Source organism: Bradyrhizobium sp. UFLA05-108 (assembly GCF_059803455.1).
Genome location: NZ_JBANAZ010000025.1, coordinates 47,996 through 73,467 on the forward strand (window position 1 = coordinate 47,996; position 25,472 = coordinate 73,467).

Genomic DNA, 25,472 nt, shown 5'->3' on the forward strand with positions numbered 1-25,472 from the left:
CCGTAGTACAACTATTCGGCGAAGGTTCCCAAGGCTTAATTTAATACCTAAGCTCGCTGGCGAGCTTTCCCGCTGACCTCGCCGATCTGGAACTCCTCGATCTTACGTCCGGACTTCATAGCCGCCACCAACCACCGTGGCCGCTTGCCGCGACCAGACCAGGTCTCCGAGGTCTGAGGATTACGATACTTCGGCAGTACCCGCGGATACTTCCGCCGTGGCTTGTCGCCAGGACCGCCTTGATTCGAACCGCCTTGAAACGAGTTCGCGTCCCGCGGCACGCGCGTCCCACCATTGAGCACGGCCAAACGCTTCTCTAGTTCCTGCTTTTCGGCCTTGATTCGGGCTGACAAAATGCCACTGATTTCCCCATGAAGCGACCACAGGTCGTCTAGTGACATCGATTCTAATTCCAGCTTCTTTGCGGACATGCTGTCACCCTATAATTGCACCGTACTCATATTCCCGTAATGGACATTAATCAAGCTGGATAGAGCATATCCACCTGAGAATATGGAACTGCAACAAAGGCTGAAATAGCGGCTCCCCCATGATTAATCAAGCGGTGAACTCGCGGCCGCGCATTAAACAGCACAACAAAATGCCACGGTCGGAACGTGTACTCTGGACGTTCCAACCGGGCTGATATGCTCTAGAATTGGATACCGAAGGTCAGGCTCGGCGGACCACGCGCCGGCAAGACCGGCTCCGCGATGATCCGGCCGCCCCTAATCGACTGAGGCGCCTAGGCGTTTGGCGCCTCAGTGCCTGGAGTGTGCAGCCGCTGCCTCGCAACCGGGATCGAATGATCTCGATGTCGCTCAGCACTCGTCGCCGCAATTCGATCTGGTTCTCCAGTACCTCGACGTCCCTGCACCCTGCGGTCGGCAATGCCAACTGACCCATGCATGCCTGCAGTCGGGAGAGAGTGAGATCGACGAACACAATTTTCGTCTCTTGCGCCAACAGAACCTCCCGCAGTCCCATCATTTAAAAATAATTATCGCATAATTCTTTAAAATGATTATATTTATATTTGTTTGAACGTCAATTTCAAAATGCGATTGTTCTTTCTTGCTTCCTTTTCCGCCGCTCGGAGCAAACCGAATGTCGACGGCAGCACGATGGACCTGGAGTCACCTGAACAGCGGCGAGAGCGCGATGCGCAAGGAAGATCTCGAGGCCATGGATTTCGACGAACTCTGGCTTCTTCACGAGGAGCTAACAAAACTCCTGGCTGAAAAGATCACAGCGGAAAAACAGGAACTCGAAAAGCGCCTTGCGCAACTCAATCGCCCTGAACACGAGGTCACCGGCGACAGAGGTCCGGTGGACCCGAGCACGGAACCACCAGCTCGGCGCAAATATCCAAAAGTAATACCTAAATACTACAATCCGCTCAGGCCAACCGAGACTTGGTCCGGACGCGGCAAACAGCCCAGGTGGCTCGTTGCGGCGCTTCAATCCGGACATACGCTCGAGGAATTTCAGATTCCTGAAAAGGCCAAGGAATCTGATCCGAACTCTCGGGAGCAGGAGCACGGTTCGTAGTCGACAAACAAATCATTCTTGCAGATGTTCTGGCGGATGCGCCCCTGCTCGAAGTCCTAGGCCATCTGGCCGTTATGCTGCCAGCTGATTGAATTGAGCTGCCGCAACCTGGTGAAGGTCCGCTACTTGGCTCGCAGGAAATGTTTCCCGCGCAAACACCTTGTGAGCGTCGAGCAGGTAACGATAGGCCTCGCGACTCGCATTCCGTTCGTTCAAAATTCGCTCGATCTCCCGTAGGTTGAGCAGTTTCCGTCGCATCTCAGCGATTTGCTGTTCCATAGAAACCATCGCATGTTCCCTGTGAAGATCCTGCCGCATCTTTTCCTCCCTCCGGACGGACTTGGCACTCAGAGCTTACCCTTTTGTCGAAAATTAACCAATGATATTTCAGCACCGATTTTTGATCACGATTTATTTCTATTATAGATCTTCGACCGCGTTCCGAATTCGGCAGTTTCCATGCAGTCAGCCGAACTTTGCGCGTCACAGCTTCGCAGTGACGACCAGACTGGCCTGATAAAGCACGATGATCCTCGCTGAAATGCAAAGTCTCTGAGCAATTACCCGCATCAGAACCTCGGAGATCGACAGGAGCACGGGACCTCAGACGCGGAGGTAAGCTTGGGAGCCGCAGGCGTGCGACGCTGCGCGGGGCCACTGCAGCTGCGCCCGAGCCCCGCGCCATTGCCAAGCGAAGATTGATTTCGAGAATTGAATGAAATTTAATCCATTGAAATGAAGCCGGATTTTGTTTAACTTTAAAACATAATCTAAAAAAACCGCGGGCCTTGCGCTACAAAATGCAGAGCCTAAGGCGGAACATTTGTAATCAGCTAGCCATTTCCTGACAGTTTGGTGATTTGACGTGCACACCAGACCTTTAGTCACACAGAGGCGTATATACGAGGCCTCAATCGCAGCAACCCTCCTCGCGGTGACGTGGGCGACGGAACTGCAGAGTTCCCCTAGGCAGCCGGGGAAACCCGAAAGTCCGGCCGGAGCCGAAACAAGTATCTCGTCAGGAGCTGAGTTGGGCCCCGTGACGAATAGCGGGCAATCCCGAGGACGATTTTCCGAGCAAACCTCCGAGAAAGCGCTGCGGTTCGCCCAGGCCACTAAAACCGACAATGAGGACGTACGAGCGCAGCTGTCGCAGGAGCAGCAGAAGGTTCAAGCACTGACTCAAGACCTCCGGGCATCTCGGCGCGAACTCGGAACCGTCTTGAACCTACTGAAGCAGGCGCGCGAACAATGGCTCGATATAGCGGATGCGGCAGACAGCCAGGCGACAAAACTGCGGAACTCACTACAACAGGAGAACGAGCGGGCGCAGCGCCTCGAGCAGGAGCTTGCGGCTACTCGCCGTGATCTTCAATTGCAGGCAGAGCTGACTGCCAAGGCAAACGGCGAGAGCAGCGACGTCAAACAAACCGGAGGACGCGATCTGGCTCCGGTGCAAAAGCTTCTGCAGGAAGAAAGGGATCATGCGAGCGAATTAGAGCGGGATCTTGCTACAGCCCGTCGCGATCTTCAGATACGGGCAGCATCAGCTGCAAAAGCTAGCGACGAAGAAAATCGCGCTAAGGACGCGGCAGAGAAACGCTGTGCGGAGGTTCAGGCACTCCTACAGCAAGAACGGGGCAAGGCAGAGCAGCTGGAGAAAGCTCTGGCTACGACTCGACGCGAACTGGAGAGCCAGAGCTCAGTCGCCAAAAAAACAATAGAAGAGGCCGACCAGCTAAAGCAAACAGCCAAGGCCAGCTTAGACAAGGCTAGTCTGTCCCTAAAGAGTGAACGTGATCGCGCAGAGGAACTCGCTCAGCAGCTGTCGTTAGCGCGCACCAAGCTTTATGCCTACGAGGCTCAGACGGAGACAAACCATGAGCGAGCACAGCTGCCAAGCAGCGCCGCGGAATTGGAAAAATTACTTCAACAAGAACGCGACCGATCTGGCCAACTTGAACAGGAACTCGCGATCGCGCACCGTGCCTTGCAGGCGCAGCTGGACGCAGACCGGCAATTCGCGGCAACGGAGCTGACCCCACAAGGGAGTTGGACAACATTTCTCAACTTGCCTCAAGTCAACGATCCTTTGTCGCGCGACAGCAGTCTTCAATTCTCGCGCGGGCCCTCTGCGGCGCAAGGCGTGGTGACGGCAGACCAGAACGCTGAATACCCTCCCCGATCCCATACCGCAGCCCTTGTCGCATCCGCGACATCGACGGGCACCTTTGATGATCTCCAATCGGGGACGGAACAGCAGGCGGAGATATCGCGGTTGATGGAGCACGCAACCCTGCGGCTCAGACAAGGTGATATCGGTGCCGCGCGCACGTTCCTGGAGCGCGCAAGCGAACTCGGCAGCGCCCAGGCTACCTTCGCGCTCGCTGAAACCTATGATCCACAAATTCTTCCTAAGTGGGGAGCCTACGGAACGCGCAGCGACGCGAGCAGGGCACGGGAACTGTATGCGAAGGCCGAAGCCGCCGGAATCACCGAGGCAAAGCAGCGCTTTGAAGCGCTCGGCCGATAACGCACGACGGGTAAGCGGTCACAGGTTATCGACGACTCTAATCTTACGAAACGGCTGCTGGGAGACAACTTATGCGCAAGTCGTTCAGAATCGATCCGTCACTAATGGCCACGGTATTGTCTCTACTGCTCCTCCTAGTAGAGCCCTGCTCTTGCATCGCCCAAACCCACAGCGCACATGCGCGGATGCCAACGCAGCCGGTGAGGCCGGAAGTCACTGCGATGAACGCGTGGACGGTCGGCCTTGCGGGCGGTCTCTTAGAGGGCGCTCCCATTCGCTTGGCGGCTGAAATGGCCCGCGTGGTCGATGACGGTCGAAATCTCCATGTCTTGCCCGTTGTCACGCGCGGCGCAACCGAAAACGTAAACTCGCTTCTCTACTTGCGGGGTATCGACGCCGCGATCATCAATTCGGACGCTCTGGAAGAGTACAGGAGCCAGGTGCCGGACATACAGCAGCGTGTCTCATACGTGCTCAACCTCTTTCCATCTGAACTCCATATCTTTGTCCGGCCAGAGATTCAGACGCTGCGCGATCTGGTCGGCAAAAAGGTGAATTTCAATACACAAGGAACGGCTGCGGCGTATTCGGGGCCGATGATCTTCAGCCGGCTTAGGCTCGAGGTGGAGAAGACCTTCATTCCTCACCAGGTTGCGCTCGAACAAATGCGCCAAGGCGACATGGCCGCCGTTGTTTTCATTACGTCAAAGCCGGTCGATGCCTTCCTGCGCGGCCATTGGGATCCGGGGTTCAAGTTCCTGCCTCTGCCATATGACAGCAAGTTCGAAGATTACTATCTCCCGTCCTCGCTCGAGGCGGCCGATTATCCGAACCTCATAAGACAGGGCGAACGGGTCGCCACCATCGCGGTGCCGACTGCTCTCGTCGCGTTCAACTGGCCGGTCAACTCAGATCGGTTCCGACGGGTAGCGCGCTTTGTGGATTATCTGTTTTCGCGAATCGATCGGCTGCAAGGGACCGGCTTTGATCCAAAGTGGAAATCGATCAACTTGGCCGCAACTGTACCTGGACTGACACGCTTTCCTGCCGCGCAGGCGTGGCTCGACCGCATTGCGCGTTCAAGCCAGGCCTCTCGATGAGACATGCCGTTGTCCTCGTGGCGTTCGCGCTCACAAGGATCGCTCCGGCGGAAGGAATCATGCCGCCAGTCCTAGCCGCACAGAATGGAGAAAACTGGATCATCAGCGAGACGACTTCGCCTGTGGACTACTCGCCGATCGTGAGTGCGACTACATCATCACGATCTGATTCGGGCGCATCCGCTATGAAACTGTCAATTCGATGTTGGGCCGGTCGCACCGAACTATTGCTCAACCCTGTCAGCACGCACGGCCGCGGCGAGGACTACGTGATTTCACTCCGGCTGAACAACGACCAACCCATTCAGATCCCGACGGTAGGTCCGGCAAATGGACCCAGCATCACGCTCGCGGGCGACGTCGTTCACCTGTTGCAATCGCTCCCCGACACCGGCGAACTTACTGTTTATCTCACCGCGAGAACAGGCATCAGTCAGCGCGCCATGTTCGCTCTAGCTGGCTTGGAAAAGGTTCGCCGGAAAATGGTCACTGTCTGCAAATGGCCGCAGGCAGTCGCAAAGCCCAGGACTTAATTGTGGGTAGCATGGACGATGGAGAGCACATCATGAGCATATTTCGGCAATTTATCAGAGGAGTGGTGCCCGGTCTCATTTCGTTGCTGTTTGCAACCTCGAGCCCTTGGGCACAGGAGACCATTCAGCCGTGGCAAACAAATGCATCTACTCAGGCATTGAAGCACAGCACGCATTCGAGCACTCGAAAGGTACCGATCACAGCAACGAGCCATACGCGATCTGCCCTTGCTCGTATGCCAGGGCACTCGGACGACCAGAAGGAGCACCACTTGATCCTGCAGGTGAACACTAATGATTCTGCTGCCATGAACCTCGCACTGAACAACGCAAGCAATGTCGCGACATACTACAAAGAGCTCGGTGAAAAGGTAAAAATCGAGGTGATCACGTTTGGCCCGGGCCTGCATATGCTTCGTGACGATACTTCGCCGGTGAAGGCTCGCATCGAGGAGATGGCACTTGGCGCGCCGGAGGTGTCGTTCAAAGCGTGCGGTAACACTCGGGAGAAGATGCAGAAGGCCGAGAACAAGGACATTCCCATTGTTCCGCAGGCTCAGGTGGTGAAGTCGGGTGTCGTTCGTGTCATGCAACTGCAGGAGCAGGGATGGACGTATGTCAAGCCATGAAGCGTACCAGCGCAAAACCTGAAAATTCCAGCAATTGTGCGCGCCCAATACCCCGGATACGTGTTTGGTGGACTATAGCGACGCCGCCGCGAAGCAGGAGCCGCAGGTCGTTGGCGGAATGACGTCTTCATGCCAACAAACGTGACCCGACTCGCACGAACATTGCCTACGGGGTGGACCGGGGCGATCGGAAGCTCGGTGGCGCAGCGGTTGCGTTGGTGATGGAGGACGAACCGAAAACAGTGAGACAGCGAAAAGGCTGCCAGGTTCGACGCGCGCCCCTGGGTTGATGCCGTGCAGACGCCTCATCGGCCGGAGTTCAGGGGCGGTCGTCAATTCCGAAAAAGATGACTTTGCGGTAACTTCGGGCCGGTTGTGGAGGGTGGTGCAGAACCGACGGAGAACGCGCTCCTCTTGCATGACGGGCTCGAGCCGAGCCCCCACGCGCGTCAAAGTTAAAAGGGGGTTGTGGGCTTTGCGGGACACGCCAGATTTGACCACCGTCCCCTTTGCGTGATCCAGACCTTCCAAGCTTCGTCATGCTTGGCATAGAGCTCGAGCCAGCGCGTCTCCTGTATCTCGGCGGGTTCCTCGGTCTGCCAAACGGCCGTTCGGAGACTGCCCGACCGGACGAAATCCTCAAGCGATTCGAACTCCGCGGTCTCCTCCAGCGACAGACCGATCAACACGCGATGTCCCTGTCTATCGACGAAATACCGGCGCGGCGCATTGCTTTTGTGATCAGTCATTTCGGAGCTTCTCCCGTGTGAGCCGTGGACCAGAGTGAACCCCAACACGGCGGAGACCGGCACACATGAAAGCGAGCACACCAACCGGAACACCAAACAGCGCAGCCAGATACGCTATCACTGCTCCGCTATCCCGTCGAATTCAGGGCAACTCAGCTTTTAGCAATTGCCGATGGTGTTCTGGGGCGCCAGTCCAAAGCTCACAACGAAGACCGCAAATTAACCTAACCGTATATGGTTAGTCCGACGTCTGCGGATTCATTACGAAGAGGGCGGACCTTGACCACTTCCCAGCGACGTCGAAGCATAAGGCGCATAAAGACGGTATCGCACTGATCTCTTGTGGGAACGCCATGCTCTCATGCCGTAGCCGCAACCAAAGCCAGCGGCAAAGATCGAAAACAAGACCAGTACGGGTATCATCCGAATATTCCACGTTTGCCGAACGCTCCTCCCAGGATCATTTCATCGTTTAGTTGTGGCGAGTTCAAGGTGTAACAGCGCTGAAAGTTTTGTCAGATGAAGATGAACTTTGTGCAACGGCTTGCTTGAATATTGATCGCCACAGATACGGGAGCTTGAGGTCGATCCCGTATCTCATCGTCCATGCCAGGAACTCCCTTCGGCACCGGAGGCCTCGTTCAGCCAGCGACTTCGGCACATGAAGGTTAACCGGTCAACGACCTTTTGCACGCACGGATGCCGATTGACCATCGATTGGGCTCGTCTTATTCGAAGCAACGCCGCTATTCGGCGCTTGCAGACAATGGAGCAGAGTCCCGGCATGACCAACCGACCGATCATTCTCGTTACCGGAGGCGCGGGCTATATCGGCTCACACGCGTGCCGCATGCTGGCTGCGGCTGGTTTCCAACCCTTCGTCTACGACAATCTTTCTACCGGCCATAGAAGTTTCGTCGCGGGACCCCTGGTCATCGGCGATCTCCTGGACGAAGCAACGCTCGCGCGCGTCTTCACCGAGCACGAGATTTCCGCGGTGATGCATTTTGCGGCCGCGAGCCTGGTTGGCGAATCCGTCGTCGATCCGCAGAAATACTACATCAACAACGTGCAGGGGACCCTGTCGCTGCTGCAGGCCATGCGCAATGCCGGCTGCCATCGCATCGTGTTCTCATCCACCGGCGCGGTCTACGGCAATGCCGATAGCAAAGCGCTGCCGGAGAATTTCGCCTGCGCGCCGATCAATCCGTACGGCGCATCGAAATGGATGATCGAGCGCATGCTGGCCGACTATCGCGCGGCGTATGGATTCGGCGCGTTCTGCCTGCGCTATTTCAACGCCAGCGGCGCTGATCCCGCCGGCGGTATCGGCGAGCAGCGCGACAACGAGACCCATCTCATCCCGCGCGCCATGATGGCGTTGCAGGGACATGTCGGCGACTTCGCCGTCTTCGGCGACGACTACGACACGCCCGATGGCACCGCGATTCGCGACTATATCCACGTCACTGATCTTGCGGCCGCGCATGTCGCTGCGCTCAGACTGCTGCTCGAGGGGCACAGCGGCGGCAGCTTCAATCTTGGCACCGGCACCGGCTTCTCGGTGCGGGAGATTCTCGCTGCGATCGAACAGGAGACCGGGCGCGAGGTGCCACATGTGATCAAGCCACGACGACCGGGCGATCCGACCTACCTGGTGGCCGATCCCTCCGCCGCACGCAGGGTCTTGAATTTCGTGCCGTCTCATTCCGATCTGCCGACAATCATTCGTACCGCCTGGGCGTGGCACCAGAAGGCTCATCCGTTGAGACAGAAATGACGCGGCGCAGCCGCGATCTGCAGGCCAGAAGCAAGGATTGACCGCACACGGATCGGGCTCGGCTCGCTAAACTCCGTGGTTGTACGGAGCCGCGCACTTTGATTTCGTCGCGGTAAGGTTGAGCAGTTAGCTTAATCTGCGGTCTTTGTTGCGTGTTTTCGCCAATAGCCTATCCCTCTTACGCACCGGGCTTCCCCAAGGCCCGGCCCCACCCAAGCAAAGCCGTCGAGCGAACATGGGTCGCTTGGCGGCTTTGTCGTTGTGTTAAGAGGATCGTTTTCGTCATGGCGCGCAAGCCCTGGTCGTTCAAGGAAGACCGTCGGTTAATGGAGCTAGCCAAGTCTTCAATTACGTTGGAAGAGGCCGCGAAGCAGCTGGGACGGTCGCCCGAGGCTGTCAAGCGCATGGCACTGCGACTTGGTCTGTCGCTCAAGTCCAAGGCCGACAAGAAGAGTTGAGACGTCGAGCTCGCGCGCGGGCTGCATATGACGGTGGTCGCTGAAGGCAGCGAGACCGAGGAGCAGGTCCGCGCACTGATCTCCTGCGGCGTCGAGCAAGGCCAGGGCTATTTGGTCGCCGCGCCGCTGCCGTTTGCCCGGTTCATGGCGCTCCTGGACGCCCGGCGCCGGGAAACCGAATCCGATGACGCAACCGCCGAGGCGCCCCTCGTCGCCTGAAGCGCGATGAGATTGGAACGAATCGTCATCGCGCTTCAGGTTATTGTTTGAGCATGATCTCCGCGCAAACACGTTCCGCGTTTGTCGCAAGGGAAAAACGCTTCACACTTTTCCGGATCATGCTCTAGATCCCGCGGCGCGCATGAAACGACGATTCAACCATGTCCGCGGAACCGCAGCCACGCACAACATCTTAACGATACCGGCAGCTTTTCCGGAGCCTTGCCTTCCGTTGCACTATGGTAAGCCATGACCCGGAACAAGCTCATCGCCGCAACGGGCATTTGCCTCGCGCTGATCGTCTACGCCACGCTCGCCGCGCTGACGGGGCGGCCGGTGCTGATCGGCCATCACGAAGCCTATTGGGTTGTCGTGATCGAACGCTTCAGCGCCTATGGTATCTTGGGCTTCCTGCTGGCCTTCCTGCTGCCAGGGCGCTTCGCCCAGGCCTGCTTGCTCGTGGTCGGCGTCGCCATTTCGCTCGAACTCCTGCAAGCGCTGCGGCCGGACCGGGATGCCGCATTCTTCGACGTCATCCAGAAGGCGGCCGGCGGCGTCGTTGGCGTCGGCATTGCGCAAACTGTTTTGGCGTTCTTGCCCCGGTCGCGCTCCTGATCGGGGCTCCGCGCCTGGCGAAGGCGGCATTGGTCGGCAGCAGACTTGATCGGTAGCAGACTTGCCGGATGCCCCCTTGCCCGCCTATTGTCCCGCGGCCAGTCGAGGAGAGACATCGCCCATGATGAGAACCGTAACGCCGCTTTTGGCTGCTTTTCTGATTGCCGGCGGAAGCGCGTGGGCACAAACCACTTCTTCGAACGGAATCCGCAGCGGATATGGCGCTCCGGCGGGTGCATCGACGACGCCTGCAACGTCAACTTCGACCGCGTCGTCGGGAACGCGCAATGTGGGAACCGGTCAGAGGCGCACCGAAGGTGCCATGGGCCTGACCCCACAACTCCAGAAAGAGCTCGGAATTCGTCGCCAGCAATAGGCAGGAGCCTTAGCCGTCGGACCTGGCGGCCTTCGCAAAAGGCGCTGAGCGGCTATTTCGCCATCTGCCCACGGAGCTCGCCCCCGGATTTGCCGCGGCGTGGACGCTCGCGTACCAGTTGCCCGCCAACAGATCCGCGGCCTGTGCGTCAGAGAGCGTGGGCGCGCCCTGGGTCGGGCTCTGAGCCGATTTGAAGGGCAGCGCGATGCTGGCGTTCTTCCCGAGCTCGCTTGGGCCATGGAAATGCGTGCCAACCGCGGGCCCGGTCAGACCTGAATAGGCGACCGCGTAAGTCAGCACCTTGCTGTCAGTATCGAACGTCGCCTCGGCCTTGCCGGAACCGTCATCCTTTGGGATGGGTCACAGAGGACGCCTCAAGCTACCCCGCGCTTGTCACCCTCTTCGCACGTCAGAAGCTGAGCCATCTGACGATGGGTATCGCGCAAGGCCTCGATCGCCCCGTCGAGATCGAATTCCGACTCGCGAATACTGGCAAGAAATCTGGCCGTCAGCGCGAGATTAAGCTTAACGCGCGTCGCGCCGTCGCTACTCTTGCGACGGTGAAGCGACAGATGCCGCACCATGAGCCTGGCTTCCGCCGCGCTGCAATCGCAGAGCGTCGCGAGTTCATCGTACGTCATCCAGACTTGGGGCATGTTCCTCACCGCCGGTTGCGAGACCCGCAACGTAGGGCGGATTCGTAAAAGCGAGGTTGCTGGCACATCAAGGTGATCGCCCGCCGCGAACGTTCGGAGGCGGCCGGAAAGGGCTATGTGATCTTCCCGAATGGAACTGCGAGGCGGATGACAGTTGTGGCTAAGATGACAGCAATTCCATGAATCGGGCAGCCGTCATGGACTCTTTCGTGGCCGTATGATCGCCAACGCCCATCGGCCTCGTATTATGTGTGCTGATCGTCGTCTTGGCCTATCTCGCGTTTCAATCGTTGGCACCAGCCGGTGACGTGCCGGCCGCGCGTGATACATTCGACGTGCGACGACGATCGACGGCCTTGCAGCAGCCTGTCGTCACGCACCTCAATGCACCGCTGCGTAGAGGATCTTGTCCTGTGTCGCCTCCGCCGCGTCGAACTCGGCGACGATGCGGCCGGTACGGGCGACCAGGATGCGGTCGGAGACCGCGAGCACCTCCGGCAGGTAGGAGGAAATCACGACCACCGCCTTGCCCTCGTCAGCGAGCCGTCTGATCTCGGCATGGATGTGCGGAATCGTGCCGACATCGACGCCACGCGTCGGCTCGTCGAAAATGACGATCGAGGGATCCTGCACCAGCGTCTTGGCCAGCACCACCTTCTGCTGGTTGCCGCCGGACAACTCGATGATCTTTGCCTTGCGCTGCAGCGCGCTGATCTTGAGACGCTCGACCCAGTAATTGGCAAGCTTGCCCCGCCTTGCGCGCGACAAGAGGAAGCTGAAACCGTTCCCTGTGCCGAGCTTGCCGAGATAGACGTTGTCGTCAACCACCATGGTCTCGAAGAAGCCGTTGGCCTTGCGGTCCTCGGTGATGTAGGCGATGCCGTCGTTGATCGCCTGTCGCGGCACACGGTAGCGGATCGCTTTCCCGCGCAGGCGAATAGTGCCGCCATTGATCAGGTTTCGCTTCAGCGCGCCGTAGATGACTTTTGCGATCTCGGTGCGGCCCGAGCCGATCAGACCGGCGATACCGACTACCTCGCCGGCATAGACGGAGAACGACATGTTCTTGACCGCCATGCCCATGGTGACATTCTCGACCGTCAGCACCTTTTCGCGGCGCTGGTGGGTTTTCTCCTTGCGGCCATAGACGGCCTGCGCCACCTCGCGGCCGACCATGTGTTGCACCAGGCTATCGCGCGTGAGCTGCTTTGCCGGCGCGGTGATCACCAGCCTGCCGTCGCGTAGCACCGTGATGCGGTCCGCGATCTGGAGCGATTCCTCCAGTGCGTGCGAGATGTAGATGATCGACACGCCGCGCGCGCGCAGGTCGCGCACCAGATGGAAGAAATGCACGATCTCTTCGGGCGTGAGGGATGCAGTCGGCTCGTCGAAGATGATGATGCGGGCCTTGTTGTAGATCGCACGTGCGATCTCGACCATCTGCTTCTTGGCAGTTCCGAGCATCGCCACCGGGGTCGCCGGATCGACGTGGAAGTTAAGCGATTGCAGGAGCTGCTGAGCCTGGATGTTCAGCGTGCGGAAGCGCGTCAGGAGCTTCTCGTTGCCGAGCTCGATGTTCTGCGCCGCCGTCATGGTCGGCACCAGGCTCGTTTCCTGATAGACCATACAGATGCCGGCGTTCAGAGCATCGCGTGGCTGCTCGAAATTGGCGGGCTTGCCGTCGAGCCGGAACTCGCCGGAGGTGAGCCCAATCGCACCCGCGATCGCCTTGCACAGCGTCGATTTGCCGGCGCCGTTCTCGCCGACCAGCGCATGCACCTCGCCGGGATAGAGGTTGAAGTTGACGCCTTCGATGGCGTGCACGCCGCCATAAATCTTGCTGCCGCCGATGATCTCGAGCACGGGCTCGGCTACGCCGTTGGCGAGATTTGCGCCGTCGCTCATCTGAGCTCTCCCGAATGGAGCAGAAGACAGCCGGTGCCGCGTGCGGCGATCACCACGCCCCGCCGGGTCCTGCACGCGGCCGTGATGCCGTGGAAACGGCCGCCGGCGCGGCTGTGCAGGCTGTCGGTCGCCTCGCCCTCGGGATCGAGATGCACGAGCAGTCCGTAGGAGCGCGGCGGCGCCCATGGTTTCTGGATGCCGAGCGCCTTGACACCGCCGATCTGCATCGGCTCCAGACAGTCGGCGCCGCCGGCAAGTGCCGGCGCAATCCAGTAATTTTCCGGCATCGTGCGCATCATCTCCTCGCGGAAATCGTCTTCCTTCAGCACGAACTCGATGAGATGCGTGCGTCGCGCGAACAGGCCGAGGAAAAAGCCCCGATTGCCGTCAAGATGCAGCCTTGCGGGATAGCCCGGCAGATTGCCGGCGATGACCTCGCCCTGTCCCAGGCCATTGGCGGTCAGCGGGAAGCGGCTGAGACGATGGGCCCAGCTTTCGGTCAGCCACAGGCTGCCACCATCCGCCGAGACCGTGGCGCCATAGGGATACGGCAGATCGCGCAACAGCACGGACGCGTTCGCAAGGCCCGGTCCGCAAACGATCAGCCGGCCATTGCTCCGCTTCTCCATCAGATCTCGCCGCCACTGGTCCGGCGTGCGGCCGGTCGAACCCTCGACCGCAAAGATTCGTCCGTCCGGAGCCACCGCGACCGACAGCAAACCCAGGAGACCACGGCCGTCGACGGTCTCCAGCCAGCGTGGGCTGGGGCCCGCCGGATCAATCGCGGCGAGGCCACGCCCGGCGACGCAAGCCAGTAGTCGCCCGTCCGGATGGATCGCGAGCCCGCCCGCCTCGCCCTCGAACTCTGCAACCAGCGTCCGTGTCGACAGATCATCGGAGAGCTTCAGGACCCGCTTGCCAGCAGACACGTAGATCGCGCCGTCCGCTGCCGCGACGACGTCGTCGACGCCGGCCAGCGGCTCGCCGATCACGGTGCAGCCATCGAGCCGGTCGTTCGGACTGAGCGCGCCGTCGAGCGGCGGGATCGCGTTCTGGCCGCCATCGCGATCGATGACGCTGCGGATGTCGCGCAGGAGGTGATCGAAAAATCCCATTGCTAACTCGCCACCCTGCTCTTGTCGCCCCAATAGGCGTCATAACCGGTCCAGCTCTCGTCGACACCGTCGAGCTTGATGCGGCCTATGCGGTTGTTCTCGAGTCCCCCGAGATAGAGATAGCCCTTGTGCTCGCGCATCGAGGTCAGGGTCGAATGCGAGATACCGGTCGGATCCCACCAGGATTCCAGCGTCTCACCCTGCTCGTTGAACTTCAGCACGCAGCCATGATTCAGCGCCGGCGCGAGCCATTCGTCGGCAGGCACCTGTTTGACCATGCGTAGCCGGAAACCCGGCTTGCGCGCGGAGAGATCGAAGGTTGGCGTTCGGATACCGACCAACGCCAGCCAGTAAGTACCGTCGGAGGCGCGATTGATGTTGTCGGGGTTGCCCGGCAGCTCGTCGATCAGGACTTCCGTCTTGCCCTTCTTCGGCCCCTCGATCCAGTAGCGAAAGACCTTGCAGAGCGAGGTGCTCGCGATCAGCACCGACTTGCCGTCATGGGAGACGCAAACGCCGTTCGGGAAATAGAAATGGTTGATGATCGTGCGCGTCGTCTTCGTCGTGGGATCGTAGCAGACTACGCGGCCGTTGGGCCTTGCTTCCAGGATGTCGAGCGTGTTGGTCGTCATCTCGTAGCGTGTGGTGCAGTCGCTGAAATAGATCTTGCCGTCGGGCGCGATGTCGAGGTCGTCAGCCATGCGCAGGCGGGAGTCGTCGTTGAGCTTGTACCAGGTGCGGTTGGTCTCGTCGGTGACCTTGAACACACGCTGGTCCGGCGCGATGCCGTAGACGCCCATGCCGGCTACCGCGACGATCAGATTTTCGTCGCGGTCGAACTGCATGCCGAGCGGTCGGCCACCGATATGGGCGAATACCTCGCGCGTCTCGAGGTTCGGCCCCGAGAAGCGGATCACGTTGCCGTCGCGGGTCGAGCCGTAGACGCGGCCCTGGCGATCGACGATGACGTCCTCCGGGCCCTCGACCTGGTCGAGCCCGATCGCCTGCGCATGGATCAGCCGGTCGTTCTGGGCATAGGGTGAGGCCGTCCCCGGTTGCACCGAGGGCGCCGGCGCCAGCGCCACATAGGCGGGGTTCACGTAAATCTTCTGAATCGCCTTGCCGCGGTTCTTCGACCATTTGACGTCGATGCCGACGGCGGCGAGCAGGATCATGCCCGTCACCGCCGAAGTGACGTAGCCGGGGATGCCCATCCGCACGAGGCCGTTGATGAGAAGGAAGATGATCAACGCTCCGATCATCGCCCGCCATACCGTGCCCTTGCCGCCGGCGAGCGAGATGCCGCCGAGCACGACCGCGGTCAGCGCCTGGAATTCCCAGCCCACGCCGGTCGTGGAATCCGTGCTGGCCTGCCGTGCGGCATAGAAAATGCCGCTCGCCGCGCACAGTGTGCCCGACAGCACATAAGTGAGGAACAGCATCAGCCGGACGCGAATGCCGGCGTGCCGCGCGGCCTTCCGGCTCGCGCCGATCGCGGTCAGATGCCAGCCATAGCGCGAGCGCGACAGGAAGATGTGGCAAACGAGCAGCACGACGAACAGCGTTGCCGCGTTGACAGGAATGCCGAACACGCTGCCGGTGCCGATGAAATCCCAGGCATCGCTGTCGACGGAATTGGTTGCAAACACCTGGGCGTAGCCGGTGTTGAGAAGGTTGACCGAGGCGCGCAGGATGATCAGCGTCACCAGCGTGGTGAGGAACGGCCGGGTCTTCAGAAAGCCGATCAGGAAGCCGTTGATGCTGCCGAGCGCGGCGCCGACCAGAAGGGTCACCACGACGACCAGGCCGACCGGCCACTCCATCACCAGCAGGAAGAACAGCGCAGCGAAATTGCAGAGAGCGAAGATCGCGCCGACGGAAAGATCGATGCCACCGCTGATCAGGCAAAATCCCATGGCGAGCGCCACGAAGCCGAATTCGGCAAACAGGCGGAGCAGCGATAGCGTGTTCTGCACCGAAGCATAGTCGGGAATCGTCAGCGCGAAATACAGCCACAGGCCGACCATGACCGTAAAAGGCACGACGGGCTCGAACCATTGCTTCAGCAAAAGCTCGGACAACAGCAGGCGGGGCGAAAACCGCCGCGCCGACATAGTAAGAGATTCGGCGAAGGCTTCGATCGTCGACATGATCCTGGCACTCCCAAGCAGCCGGCGTGCGACGGCGCACGCCGGCCAACGTTCAGATCAGCTCTTCTTGGGAAGCGCGAAGCAGTTGGCGCCCGACGCGTTGGTCTTATCGAGCCAGATCGGGCGCGTATAGTATTCGAGGTTCCGCGTGCCGGGCTTGTCTCCGGACATCAGCAACGTCTCAGCAGCGAACATCAGGTCGTGGCCCTGCTCGGTCGCCTTGTAGCTCAGGAATTTATAGAAATTACCGGAGTTGACCTGATCGCAGTCGAGCGAGGAGCCCTCGCCGGAGGCGAACACCTTGACGTCGTCGATCTTGCCGGCGTTGCGGATCGCTTGCGCCGCGCCGGATTCCATGATGCCCCAGAAGCCGATCGAGGCGCAGAGATCCGGATGCTGCTGTATCACCGTGGCGGTGATGTTGAGCGCGGTGTTGGCGTCCCAGTTGGCGGCCTGGTTCGAGACTACCTTGATGTTGGTGTCCTTGTTCAGGACCTCCATGATGCCCCCGACCTGGTCGACGCTGGCCGCCGCCGTCAGCTCGCCCTGGACGATCTGCACCTTGCCGGACTTGCCGGTGCCGGTGCCGCAGGCCTTGACCACTTCGGTCGCCAGCATCTTGCCGATCTCGCGCCAGTCGGCGCCGACGAAGGCGCCGGACTTGTAATTCGAGGACATGTTGATCTGGATGACATGCGTGCCCTGACTCTCGGCGCGCTTCAGATCCTTCATCAGCAGCGTGACGCTGGGGTTCTGCACGATCAGCACGTCGGGCTTCTGGTCGACCAGCGCGGTCAAGGCTTGCTGCATCGCCGACGGATTGTTGTTGGGATCGCGGACGATGAACTTCATGCCGCGCCACTCGGCTTCTTCCTGCACCACCCGGCCCCATTCATCCGAGAGCGGTACGCCAAGTGCGATCGGCAGGTATGCGATCGTCTTTCCTTGCAGCGCCTTGTCGTAGGACGCACGAAGCTCGCGCGCGGTCTTGGTACCACCTTCCTCCTGCGCGGCTGCCAACATCGGCAGCGCAAGGAACGCCGCACCTGCTGCCGCGATCGTCCAGAACTTCCTATTCATGGGATCCTCCTCGTCCTGTTTGTTGATTGTGAAACGGGATGCCGTTGACCGGCATTCCTCGTCAGTCACCTTGCCGTGCCGTCTCCTCGTCCCGCGGATGCAGGAAGTTGTCGAGCACGATAGCAGCGAGCAGCACCACACCCTTGATGATGTTCTGCACCTCGCTGTTGACGTCCATGATGGTGAAGGCGTTGAGCAAGGTGCCGATCAGGATACAGCCGACCACGACGGAGAACACGCTGCCGCGCCCGCCGATCAGGCTGATGCCGCCAATCACGACGACCAGCACGACGTCGAAGATCATGGTGCCCTGCGTGATCGCCATCTGCATGCTGCCCGTCGTGCCAACCCATACCAGGCCGGCAAGCCAGGCGAGAAAGGCGACCAGGGCATATTCGAGGACAATCAGCGGCCGCAACGGAATGCCGGTCAGGCGCGCCGCTTCCGGATTGTCGCCCTGCGCATAGATGAAACGGCCGATCGAGGTGCGCGACAGGAACAGGTGCATCGCGATCGCCGAGACGGCGAACACCAGGATCGGCACGGGAATGCCGAACAGCCGCCCGGCGCCCGCAAACATCAGGCCCGGTGCGTCCTTCGGCGCGTAGACCACCCAAGCCGGCGCGAGCCAGAACGCAAGGCCATAGATCACGAAGCCCGCAGCAAGCGTCACAAACAACGGCGGCGCCTCCACGAAGGCGACCATGACGCCGTTGATCACACCGATCAGGAGTGCAATCGCAAGCGCAAGCAGGACGGCGGCTCCGACTGGCATGCCGCGCTGCATTTCGATCAGGCCGATCGCCCAGCAGCCCGCCAGAGTCGCGACTTCGCTCAGATCGATGCCGCGGCTTATCACGATCAGCCCCATGCCGAGCCCAAGCACGCCCAGGATGGAAATGCTTCGCAACAGATTGAGCAGATTGGAGATCGTCGCAAAGCCGTTCAGCGTGAAGCCGAACACGATCAGCAGCACGATCGTGATCAGGAGAACGATCTGCTCCTGGTTGGGCCTGGCGATATTGAAGGGGATGCGAGGGGTAGTGGCCGGAACAGCAACACTGCGCGATGCCAAAGGCCACCGCATTTGTTTCCTCCCACTCGTATTTTGGTTCCGAGTGTAGGAGCGGCAACCAGTATTCGTCAAACATATTTCTCAAATGCTCGCAGTTCACGCTCCCGCGATCACCGCATCGTCAAATGATCAGCGTTTGATACTTAGTTTGATTTGAGGCAGTGAGGCTTGCTGCGAGCAAATCCGAAGTGGCGACCGTCACGACAAAAAGGTGAGGATTTCCATGAAGCGGCATATTCGCGGGACGCGACAATCTCGTTGACGCGAAAAGTGGCATCAGGCCAGCGGACCCTTCGACGGTCCGGGCGTGCGAGACAGACGCGGGCGCGAACGGCCGTCCATCGCCTTCGGCAGCTTGTCCGGCTTAAGCTTGACGACCGCGCATTTGGCATCCGTCGCCCGAACATCATCCTGGCTGTAGATCAACGTCGCCTCGAACAGCACATCGGGCGCCTCCTTGGCGCGGCCGGAACAACTCGCCATCGCGCCGGTACAAACGCCGGACAAATTGACCTCGACCTCGTCGGGACCGAACACCGTCGGCATGCCGTCAGCATGACGGCGGGTGGTCAGCACGGCAGTGAATCGATCCTGATCGACGTGATAGGAGCCACCATAGGTGAAGAAGCTGTCGCTGCCGGATATCCGGCCCTCCACGAGGTGTACGATTCCGGTCCCCTGGCCATGCGAAGTCCTGAACCAGGCTGCGTATTTTCCGTCTTTCAGCATGGAAGACACCCGCAATAGTAGTCGCGCGTATTTGCTACCAAGTCTGGGGCGCGACAATGGCCGATCGCACGGTCGCTACGTCACGGTTAACGCTTCCGAAACTCAGCCCGACAAATTGCAGCTATCTCGATCGGAACGCGCAAGGCGACCGGTCAGAACAGCTCGATGCCGTCATCGGCCGCTTCGGCCACCTCCGCGCGCGCAGATCGCGGCAAACCGGACGCGGCACAAGAGTGTTACTGCATTACGCCGAGATAGAGGCTCGGGTCGAAATAGTCCGATGCCCGCACCGAGTTGGCGATGCCTGCATCGGCCATGAAGAAATCGCTGACCTGCTGCAACCATCTCACGACCGTGCCGTCGGAATAGAGCTTCCTCCACTCGCGCGAAGCAAACATCTTCTGCGCCTTGAGCGCCTCGGTGACGTCGGAGGTCGCGGCCTGCCTGTAGTGATTATTCCTGAGCGCCTCCGCGACCGCAGCCGGGTTGCGGACCATGTGGTCGTTGGTCTCGATCCAAGCGCGGATGATCCGGACCAAGACCTCCTTGTTGTCGGCGTAATAGTCCGGACGCGCGACCCAGCCACCGAGCACCGCCGATTGCGGGTAGAATGCGGACGCATCCACAAGCTTGATCGCATCCGGCACTTCCTCGCGGACTGTGACGTTGAAGGGGACCCAGAGCGCGACCGCCGGAACCTCGCCCGCGATGAACGACCGGACTGCCACCGACATGCTGCTGTTGAGCACCTCGACCTCGGAGGGTTCGATTCCGTTGGCGCGCAATGCCCGGTGAAGGAAAATATGTGCCGTGGTTTGCGTGGTCGTCGCGATCCGCTTGCCCCTGAGATCGGCGAACCGGCTCACACCGAGCGCCGGCCTGACCCAGAGTTGGGCGGTCGCGATCTCGATGTCGTTGATGATAAACCCGCGGCCGCGTCCAAGTGCGAGATAGTTCGAGATGACGCCGCCAGCCGATAGGACGTCGAGCTGACCCTTTGCCATCGCCTCGAAGACCTCCGGGCCCGTGTTGAACTCGTGCAGATCGAATTCGATTCCCTGCCTGTCGAAGACGCCGCGATCAAGCCCGGTCCAGATGTGACCGTCCACCGCGACCACATGGAGATAGCCGAGCCGCAGTCTCGTCCTCACTTGCGCGATCGCGGGCGCCGGCCACGACATCCCGAATGTCGCAGCCGTCTTCAGGACTTGCCGCCGATCCAGCATCTCATTCTCCCGGCAATGGGGGCGGGACGGATCAATACAGCCTGGACGCGGCACCCGCTGGCGCTTGCATCGGTTCACGTGTCCGAAGCTGCGCCGCATGGTGCTGCGCGACACGGTCGTCCGGATAGTCGCGAAGAAAGGCCGAGATCGCGCTGAGCGCCCTGGCGTGATCCTGCGACAGCAGGCCGTAGACCTCATCCCAGCGCCGGCAGAATGCCGCTTCGGCCGCGAAATCCCCGATCTGCTCGCATCGCAACTCGAAGATCGCGACGGCTTCCGCAAAACCCTTCGGCTTGATCCGATCGACATTGCGGAACAGGAAGAGGTCCTGCGCACGCTTCCTGACCGCCTCGCTGACCAGCACCCTCGTGCCGTAGTTCTTGTTCAATCCTTCCAGCCGCGACGCCAGATTGATCGTGGCGCCGAACGCCGTGTAGTTCATGCGATCGTGCGAGCCGACATTGCCGACCACTGCATCCCCCGTGTGCAGCCCGAAACGCGTGGTGTAGGCAGGCCAGCCCTCGCGCTCGAAGCTTTCGTTGAGCTCCTCATTGCGGCTGAGGCAGGCGAGTGCTGCGCGGCAACCGTTAACGGCGTGGTCGGGATCATCGATCGGCGCGTTCCAGAACGCCATCACGGCATCGCCGATGAATTTGTCGATCGTGCCGTGGCGATCCATGATCGTCGACGACAACGCAGCGAAATAGCGCGATGTGTAGATCATGACTTGCGACGGATCGGCACGCTCGGTCTTCGCGGTGAAATCGGCGACATCGGAGAAGAGTACGGTGATCTCGCGCCGCGTGCCGCCGAGCGTCAGCGCCGTCCCGGATTCGATCAACTGCCGAACGATCTGCTTGGGCACGAAGCTCGAGAAGTTGCGCACGACCGTTCGCATGGTGGATACCGAACGGCCAAGATCATCGATCTCCGTAATCACCGAACGTAGCCGCCGCCGGTCGACCATCTGGAAACGCTGGATTTCGTCGGTCTGCCTTGCGAGCTCCCGTAGCGAGCGCGCCATCAGCGATCCGATCCAGAACGCAAAGGGCACCATGGCGCCAACAAAGGCAAGGGCCGTGGCGAACAACGTCCGCCGTTCGGCAATGATCTCCGAGTAGAACTCATCGAGCGCGGCGATTACCGCCAACCTGACGTTGGCGGCGCCAGCCGAATCGATCTTGTGGAAGGCGGCCACATAGGTCCGCCCGGTCGCATCGGTGATGAACTGATGCCTGGTCTGTTCCTGCTTCGACGACTGGATCGCCGCCGGCAGGCCCGCGAGCTTGATCGCGTCGATCTTCGGTAGATCGCCGCCACGCCCGTGAAAACTCTCGACCAGCTCGCTCATCTGCGGATGAGCGACGATGCGGCCGTCGTCGTTGAACAGAAATGCGAGTCCGGACGACCCGAGTCGCTGCTGGTTGAGCAGCATTTCCGATCTCGCGAGCAGAATGTCGCCGGCGACCACGCCGCGACGGCCCTCTGTCAGCGGCATCCGCAGGGTGTAACCCGGCGATCCCGTGGCAAAGAAGACGTATGGGCCGGTCAGCAGCGTGCCTTCCGCCCTGAACGCATCGACATACCAGGGCCGCTGGCGCGGATCGTAATCAGTGGGCGCCGGCATGTCGGCAACCGGTATCAGATTGTCCGACAGAAGCGACGTGACGGCGGTTTGCGGCGATGCACCCGTGTGCGATATCACCACAAGTCGGAACACGGCATCTTCGGACGCGTGCAGGCTGGCGCGGAAGCTGGGCCCCGCGCGATCGATAACGTCAAGCTCCAGGAAGGAGCCGTCTTCATAGCCGACATAGAGATTGAACAGCGGCTCGTTGTTGCGCAGCATCGCCGCCATCAGGCCGTAGAGCCTGGAATTGTCGTCAATCTCGGCCGATTGAATGGAGGGAAGCCCGCCGAGAATGGCGAGATTGTCACGGACATTCCTGAACTGCGTGTCGATGCGGTCCGCACCGAGCTGCGCAACCTTGTCGATGAAGGTGCCAGCCGCCGTTTGCGTGATTGCAGAGACGCGCGCAAAACTGAGATAAACCAGCGTCAGCCCGATCAGCAGCACAGCAGCGATGAACAACGTGATGACCGACGTGCGGAAGCCGACGCGGAGAAGCCGCGCTCCAGGTGAGCCGGCCTCGTCGGCAACTCGCCTGATCGTCAGAGGTTTCACATACTCACCCCGTGTCCGACATCCCGCCTACCCTCCCTAGTATTTCCGCACGATCGGCTTAGCCGATGCCGGCTCCGGCGGCGCGGGCGAGACCGAGAACGTCACCCACGCCGTCCAGGTGTTGGGCCGGTTCTCGACGTCGATATCCTTGTAACCCCTGACATTGAGATAGCCCTGGTAGCCTTGCGACAGTGGAATGATGAATCCGATCTGCGGACCGATGCCGATTGCGCGGCCCCTGAAACCGCCGAGCTTCGCCCCCGGACCGCTGTCGTCGGTGAGCTGCTGGAAGAAGTAGCCGGCGACGCCGAGATGGACATTCTTGCTGACGAACTGCGACGCCGCCCAGTCAACATGGAAATCAATGCCGTTCTGGTACTGAAGGAATGGGTTCATCCAATTGTATGTGAGCCCGCCAACCACCGAGAATTCATGTCCGGTCTTCAGATCGAGATACGTATAACCGGCACCTGCGTCGACCGCGGGAAAGCCAAAGCTCAAATTCGCGAGGCGGCTCGAATCATAGGTGCCGCTCGGGATGTTGCCGGTGACGTAAACCATCTCATTGTGGACACCCTGATTCCATTTCAACGTGCCCTGATAGAAAACGTCGGTCAGCGTCGTGCGATCGTCCGTTTTGCTTCCCGAGATGGTGTTTCCTCGGGGCCCGGTGAGCGAGGCGTCGATGCCCACACCGATGTTCCCCGGCGCCGTGAGCACGGTGAAGGCGGCCTGCCCGCCGAGCACGGGCATCGGCGAAGTATAGGTGATACCTTGAACGAGCACGTCAGCGTGCGCATTGATGCCAGCGGCGACCGAGCCCGGTACACCGCCGCTGGTGACGAAGGTTTGCCCGCCTCCGGCATTCGCCTGCAGATGGATATAGATCGTCGAATAGGCCCAACCCGGCACCGTCGGGGCGGCGGCAAGGCTACCGAAGATGCCGGGAAGCCAGAAGCTGACGCCGCCGGAATCGGCGAGGGCCGACGACGGCAGCCACACGGCAGCAAGGGCAAGTGCGCCGATTCCGAGCGGCCTGATGTTCGGCATGACTGGTCCCCTTCACGCGTCTTGGCTTCGAATCCTGGCGATCGCTCGCATCAGTTGCTCTGCACAGATTCGAAGCTCTGCTGCATCTTCTCGACGACCTGATCGATGCTGAAGCTCGACGGCCGTTGGCTGGGCGGATAGTCCTTGAACGTCGCCAGGAACTGGCTGACGATCGCAGGTCCCGCGACGATGACGCCAGCGGCATCCGACATCAGCCAGTCATAGTAGGTGTTCGACGTGACGTCGGCACGCTCGTATGGATCGGAGCGAAGGTTGAAGAATTTGGGAACGCGAAGCTTGGTGAAGGGCTCGGCCCAGATCCGCATCGTCCCGGGCGCGCGCTGCTCTTCGAAGACGATCTTCCAGTTCTCGATCCGCGCGGCGACCAGATCGCCGTCGTCGTTGAAGTAGATGAACTCCTTGCGCGCGCTGTTCGGCTGCTGGCCCATGAGATAGGGAAGCTGGTTATAGCCGTCGAGATGCACCTTGAAGGTCTTGCCGCCGGCAATATGGCCGGTAAGCAGCTTCTGCGTGACGTCGGGATCGCCGGCCGCCGCCAGCAGTGTCGGCATCCAGTCGAGACCGCTGACGACCTCATTGGAAATCGAGCCGGCGGCGATGCGGCCGGGCCACCGGATCAGGCACGGCACGCGAAACGCGCCTTCCCAATTGGTATTCTTCTCACTGCGGAACGGGGTGGTACCGGCATCCGGCCACGAGTTCTGGTGCGGGCCGTTGTCGGTGGTGTAGAGCACGATCGTGTCGTTGGCGATGCCGAGATCGTCCAGCGTCTTCAGGATCGTCCCGATCGTCGCGTCGTGCTCGATCATACCGTCGGCATACTCCGTCCTCGAGTTCAAGCCGGGCTTGTCACGATGGTCGGCGCGAACGTGAGTGCGGAAATGCATGCGCGTGGAATTGAACCAGCAGAAGAACGGCGTGTTCGCCTGCGCCTGCCGCTTGATGAAGTCGATGGCTGCGGCCGACGTCTCATCGTCAATCGTCTCCATCCGCTTCCTCGTCAGCGGACCAGTGTCCTCGATGGTCTGCCTGCCTACCTTGCCGAAGCGCGGATGCTCGGTCGGATCGTCGCGGTCGCTCGCCTTGCAGCGGAGCACGCCGCGTGGTCCGAATTTCTCGCGGAAGCCGGGATCGCGCGGATAAAACCAGTTCTCGGGATCCTCCTCGGCGTTGAGGTGATAGAGATTGCCGTAGAATTCGTCGAACCCGTGCAGCGTCGGCAAGTATTCGTTGCGGTCGCCAAGATGATTCTTGCCGAATTGCCCGGTGGCGTAGCCGAGCGGCTTCAGGAGTTCAGCGATCGTCGCGTCGCGGGCCTGCAAGCCGACGGTCGCGCCGGGAATGCCGACTTTGGAAAGGCCCGTGCGCAGCGTGCACTGCCCGGTAATGAAGGACGAGCGGCCCGCCGTGCAGCTCTGCTCGGCATAGTAGTCGGTGAACATCATGCCTTCCTTGGCGAGGCGGTCGATGTTGGGCGTGCGATAGCCCATTACGCCGAAGGAATAGGTGGAGATATTGGTCTGGCCGATGTCGTCGCCGAAGATGACGAGGATGTTGGGCTTGCGGCCGGACGGGGCTGCGACGGCGAGGGGTGCAGCCTTTTGCGCCTGCGCCAGTGCCTCAAATGTGAGCGTCGCCGCGGCGACGATTGAGGATGTGCCTAGAAGTAGGTTTCTGCGATTGATCGTCTGGTCAGCCCGGGACTGGTTGTTCTTGTTCTCCAACTCGCTGCTCATT

General features: G+C 60.5%; 24 protein-coding genes. 9 read left to right on the plus strand and 15 right to left on the minus strand.

All coding sequences use genetic code 11. The features are described from left to right. Positions 1-47 precede the first annotated feature (47 nt). The gene (locus tag SO140_RS19580) at positions 48-431 is read right to left on the minus strand and encodes an H-NS histone family protein (protein ID WP_449383037.1); all 384 of its coding nucleotides are present in this window, start codon (positions 429-431) and stop codon (positions 48-50) included. Between the two features lie 730 nt (positions 432-1,161). On the opposite strand from SO140_RS19580, the gene SO140_RS19585 reads away from it, so the two are divergent. Beyond that, positions 1,162-1,551 (plus strand): H-NS histone family protein, encoded by a 390-nt coding sequence (locus SO140_RS19585; RefSeq protein ID WP_449380089.1) that lies wholly within the window; start codon positions 1,162-1,164, stop codon positions 1,549-1,551. A gap of 72 nt (positions 1,552-1,623) precedes the next feature. Here SO140_RS19585 and SO140_RS19590 read toward each other — a convergent pair whose 3' ends face one another. Further along, positions 1,624-1,869 carry a hypothetical protein gene (locus SO140_RS19590; RefSeq protein ID WP_449380085.1) on the minus strand — a complete coding sequence of 82 codons (246 nt, stop codon included), beginning with the start codon at positions 1,867-1,869 and terminating at the stop codon, positions 1,624-1,626. 721 nt (positions 1,870-2,590) lie between these two features. Between SO140_RS19590 and SO140_RS19595 the strand changes: the two genes are divergently transcribed. The 4 genes from SO140_RS19595 to SO140_RS19610 all read left to right on the plus strand — a co-directional run bounded on the left by SO140_RS19595 (position 2,591) and on the right by SO140_RS19610 (position 6,346). Beyond that, positions 2,591-4,084: a hypothetical protein gene (locus SO140_RS19595; RefSeq protein ID WP_498540218.1), complete on the plus strand. Its 1,494-nt coding sequence runs from the start codon at positions 2,591-2,593 to the stop codon at positions 4,082-4,084. A gap of 104 nt (positions 4,085-4,188) precedes the next feature. Further along, positions 4,189-5,184: a TAXI family TRAP transporter solute-binding subunit gene (locus SO140_RS19600; protein ID WP_498542960.1), complete on the plus strand. Its 996-nt coding sequence runs from the start codon at positions 4,189-4,191 to the stop codon at positions 5,182-5,184. A gap of 185 nt (positions 5,185-5,369) precedes the next feature. Next, positions 5,370-5,717, plus strand: coding sequence for a hypothetical protein (locus SO140_RS19605; protein WP_449380084.1), 348 nt, complete (start codon positions 5,370-5,372; stop codon positions 5,715-5,717). 62 nt (positions 5,718-5,779) lie between these two features. Next, the gene (locus SO140_RS19610) at positions 5,780-6,346 is read left to right on the plus strand and encodes a DsrE family protein (protein ID WP_449380086.1); all 567 of its coding nucleotides are present in this window, start codon (positions 5,780-5,782) and stop codon (positions 6,344-6,346) included. Positions 6,347-6,801: 455 nt separating this feature from the next. Here the strand turns inward: SO140_RS19610 and SO140_RS19615 are convergent, their stop codons facing one another. Next, positions 6,802-7,095, minus strand: coding sequence for a hypothetical protein (locus SO140_RS19615; protein WP_449380083.1), 294 nt, complete (start codon positions 7,093-7,095; stop codon positions 6,802-6,804). A gap of 784 nt (positions 7,096-7,879) precedes the next feature. Between SO140_RS19615 and galE the strand changes: the two genes are divergently transcribed. From galE to SO140_RS19635, 4 genes are all read left to right on the plus strand, one after another. After that, a complete protein-coding gene (gene galE, locus SO140_RS19620; RefSeq protein WP_474799921.1) occupies positions 7,880-8,875 on the plus strand; it encodes a UDP-glucose 4-epimerase GalE in 996 nt (331 codons plus the stop codon). A 284-nt stretch (positions 8,876-9,159) separates the two neighbouring features. Then, complete coding sequence (locus SO140_RS19625; RefSeq protein ID WP_449380081.1) at positions 9,160-9,333, plus strand: hypothetical protein; 174 nt, start codon at positions 9,160-9,162, stop codon at positions 9,331-9,333. A gap of 27 nt (positions 9,334-9,360) precedes the next feature. Beyond that, on the plus strand, positions 9,361-9,552 hold the full coding sequence (locus SO140_RS19630) for a hypothetical protein (RefSeq protein ID WP_474799919.1): 192 nt from the start codon (positions 9,361-9,363) through the stop codon (positions 9,550-9,552). Positions 9,553-9,801: 249 nt separating this feature from the next. Continuing rightward, positions 9,802-10,167: a VanZ family protein gene (locus tag SO140_RS19635; RefSeq protein WP_449380079.1), complete on the plus strand. Its 366-nt coding sequence runs from the start codon at positions 9,802-9,804 to the stop codon at positions 10,165-10,167. 385 nt (positions 10,168-10,552) lie between these two features. On the opposite strand, the gene SO140_RS19640 is transcribed toward SO140_RS19635, so the two are convergent. The 12 genes from SO140_RS19640 to SO140_RS19695 form a co-directional block, all read right to left on the minus strand. After that, positions 10,553-10,843: a CHRD domain-containing protein gene (locus SO140_RS19640; protein ID WP_474799915.1), complete on the minus strand. Its 291-nt coding sequence runs from the start codon at positions 10,841-10,843 to the stop codon at positions 10,553-10,555. Between the two features lie 74 nt (positions 10,844-10,917). Further along, positions 10,918-11,127 carry a hypothetical protein gene (locus tag SO140_RS19645; RefSeq protein WP_474799913.1) on the minus strand — a complete coding sequence of 70 codons (210 nt, stop codon included), beginning with the start codon at positions 11,125-11,127 and terminating at the stop codon, positions 10,918-10,920. Between the two features lie 453 nt (positions 11,128-11,580). Next, positions 11,581-13,104 (minus strand): sugar ABC transporter ATP-binding protein, encoded by a 1,524-nt coding sequence (locus tag SO140_RS19650; RefSeq protein WP_474799911.1) that lies wholly within the window; start codon positions 13,102-13,104, stop codon positions 11,581-11,583. Beyond that, entirely contained in the window at positions 13,101-14,219 is a 1,119-nt protein-coding gene (locus tag SO140_RS19655; protein WP_449380076.1) for an SMP-30/gluconolactonase/LRE family protein, read from the minus strand. The genes SO140_RS19650 and SO140_RS19655 overlap by 4 nt, the downstream gene beginning before the upstream one ends. Before the next feature lie 2 nt (positions 14,220-14,221). Next, positions 14,222-16,369 carry an ABC transporter permease gene (locus SO140_RS19660; RefSeq protein WP_449380075.1) on the minus strand — a complete coding sequence of 716 codons (2,148 nt, stop codon included), beginning with the start codon at positions 16,367-16,369 and terminating at the stop codon, positions 14,222-14,224. 57 nt (positions 16,370-16,426) lie between these two features. Beyond that, positions 16,427-17,449 (minus strand): sugar ABC transporter substrate-binding protein, encoded by a 1,023-nt coding sequence (locus SO140_RS19665; protein WP_449380074.1) that lies wholly within the window; start codon positions 17,447-17,449, stop codon positions 16,427-16,429. Between the two features lie 61 nt (positions 17,450-17,510). Continuing rightward, complete coding sequence (locus SO140_RS19670; RefSeq protein WP_449380073.1) at positions 17,511-18,536, minus strand: ABC transporter permease; 1,026 nt, start codon at positions 18,534-18,536, stop codon at positions 17,511-17,513. A 264-nt stretch (positions 18,537-18,800) separates the two neighbouring features. Next, positions 18,801-19,253 carry a hypothetical protein gene (locus tag SO140_RS19675; RefSeq protein WP_449380072.1) on the minus strand — a complete coding sequence of 151 codons (453 nt, stop codon included), beginning with the start codon at positions 19,251-19,253 and terminating at the stop codon, positions 18,801-18,803. A 236-nt stretch (positions 19,254-19,489) separates the two neighbouring features. Next, entirely contained in the window at positions 19,490-20,479 is a 990-nt protein-coding gene (locus SO140_RS19680) for an ABC transporter substrate-binding protein (protein WP_449380071.1), read from the minus strand. 31 nt (positions 20,480-20,510) lie between these two features. After that, positions 20,511-22,664: an adenylate/guanylate cyclase domain-containing protein gene (locus tag SO140_RS19685; protein ID WP_449380070.1), complete on the minus strand. Its 2,154-nt coding sequence runs from the start codon at positions 22,662-22,664 to the stop codon at positions 20,511-20,513. Between the two features lie 36 nt (positions 22,665-22,700). Next, positions 22,701-23,714, minus strand: a complete 1,014-nt coding sequence (locus tag SO140_RS19690) for a SphA family protein (protein WP_474799901.1) — start codon at positions 23,712-23,714, stop codon at positions 22,701-22,703. A gap of 50 nt (positions 23,715-23,764) precedes the next feature. Further along, positions 23,765-25,471: an arylsulfatase gene (locus tag SO140_RS19695; protein WP_474799899.1), complete on the minus strand. Its 1,707-nt coding sequence runs from the start codon at positions 25,469-25,471 to the stop codon at positions 23,765-23,767. Position 25,472: the final 1 nt, after the last annotated feature.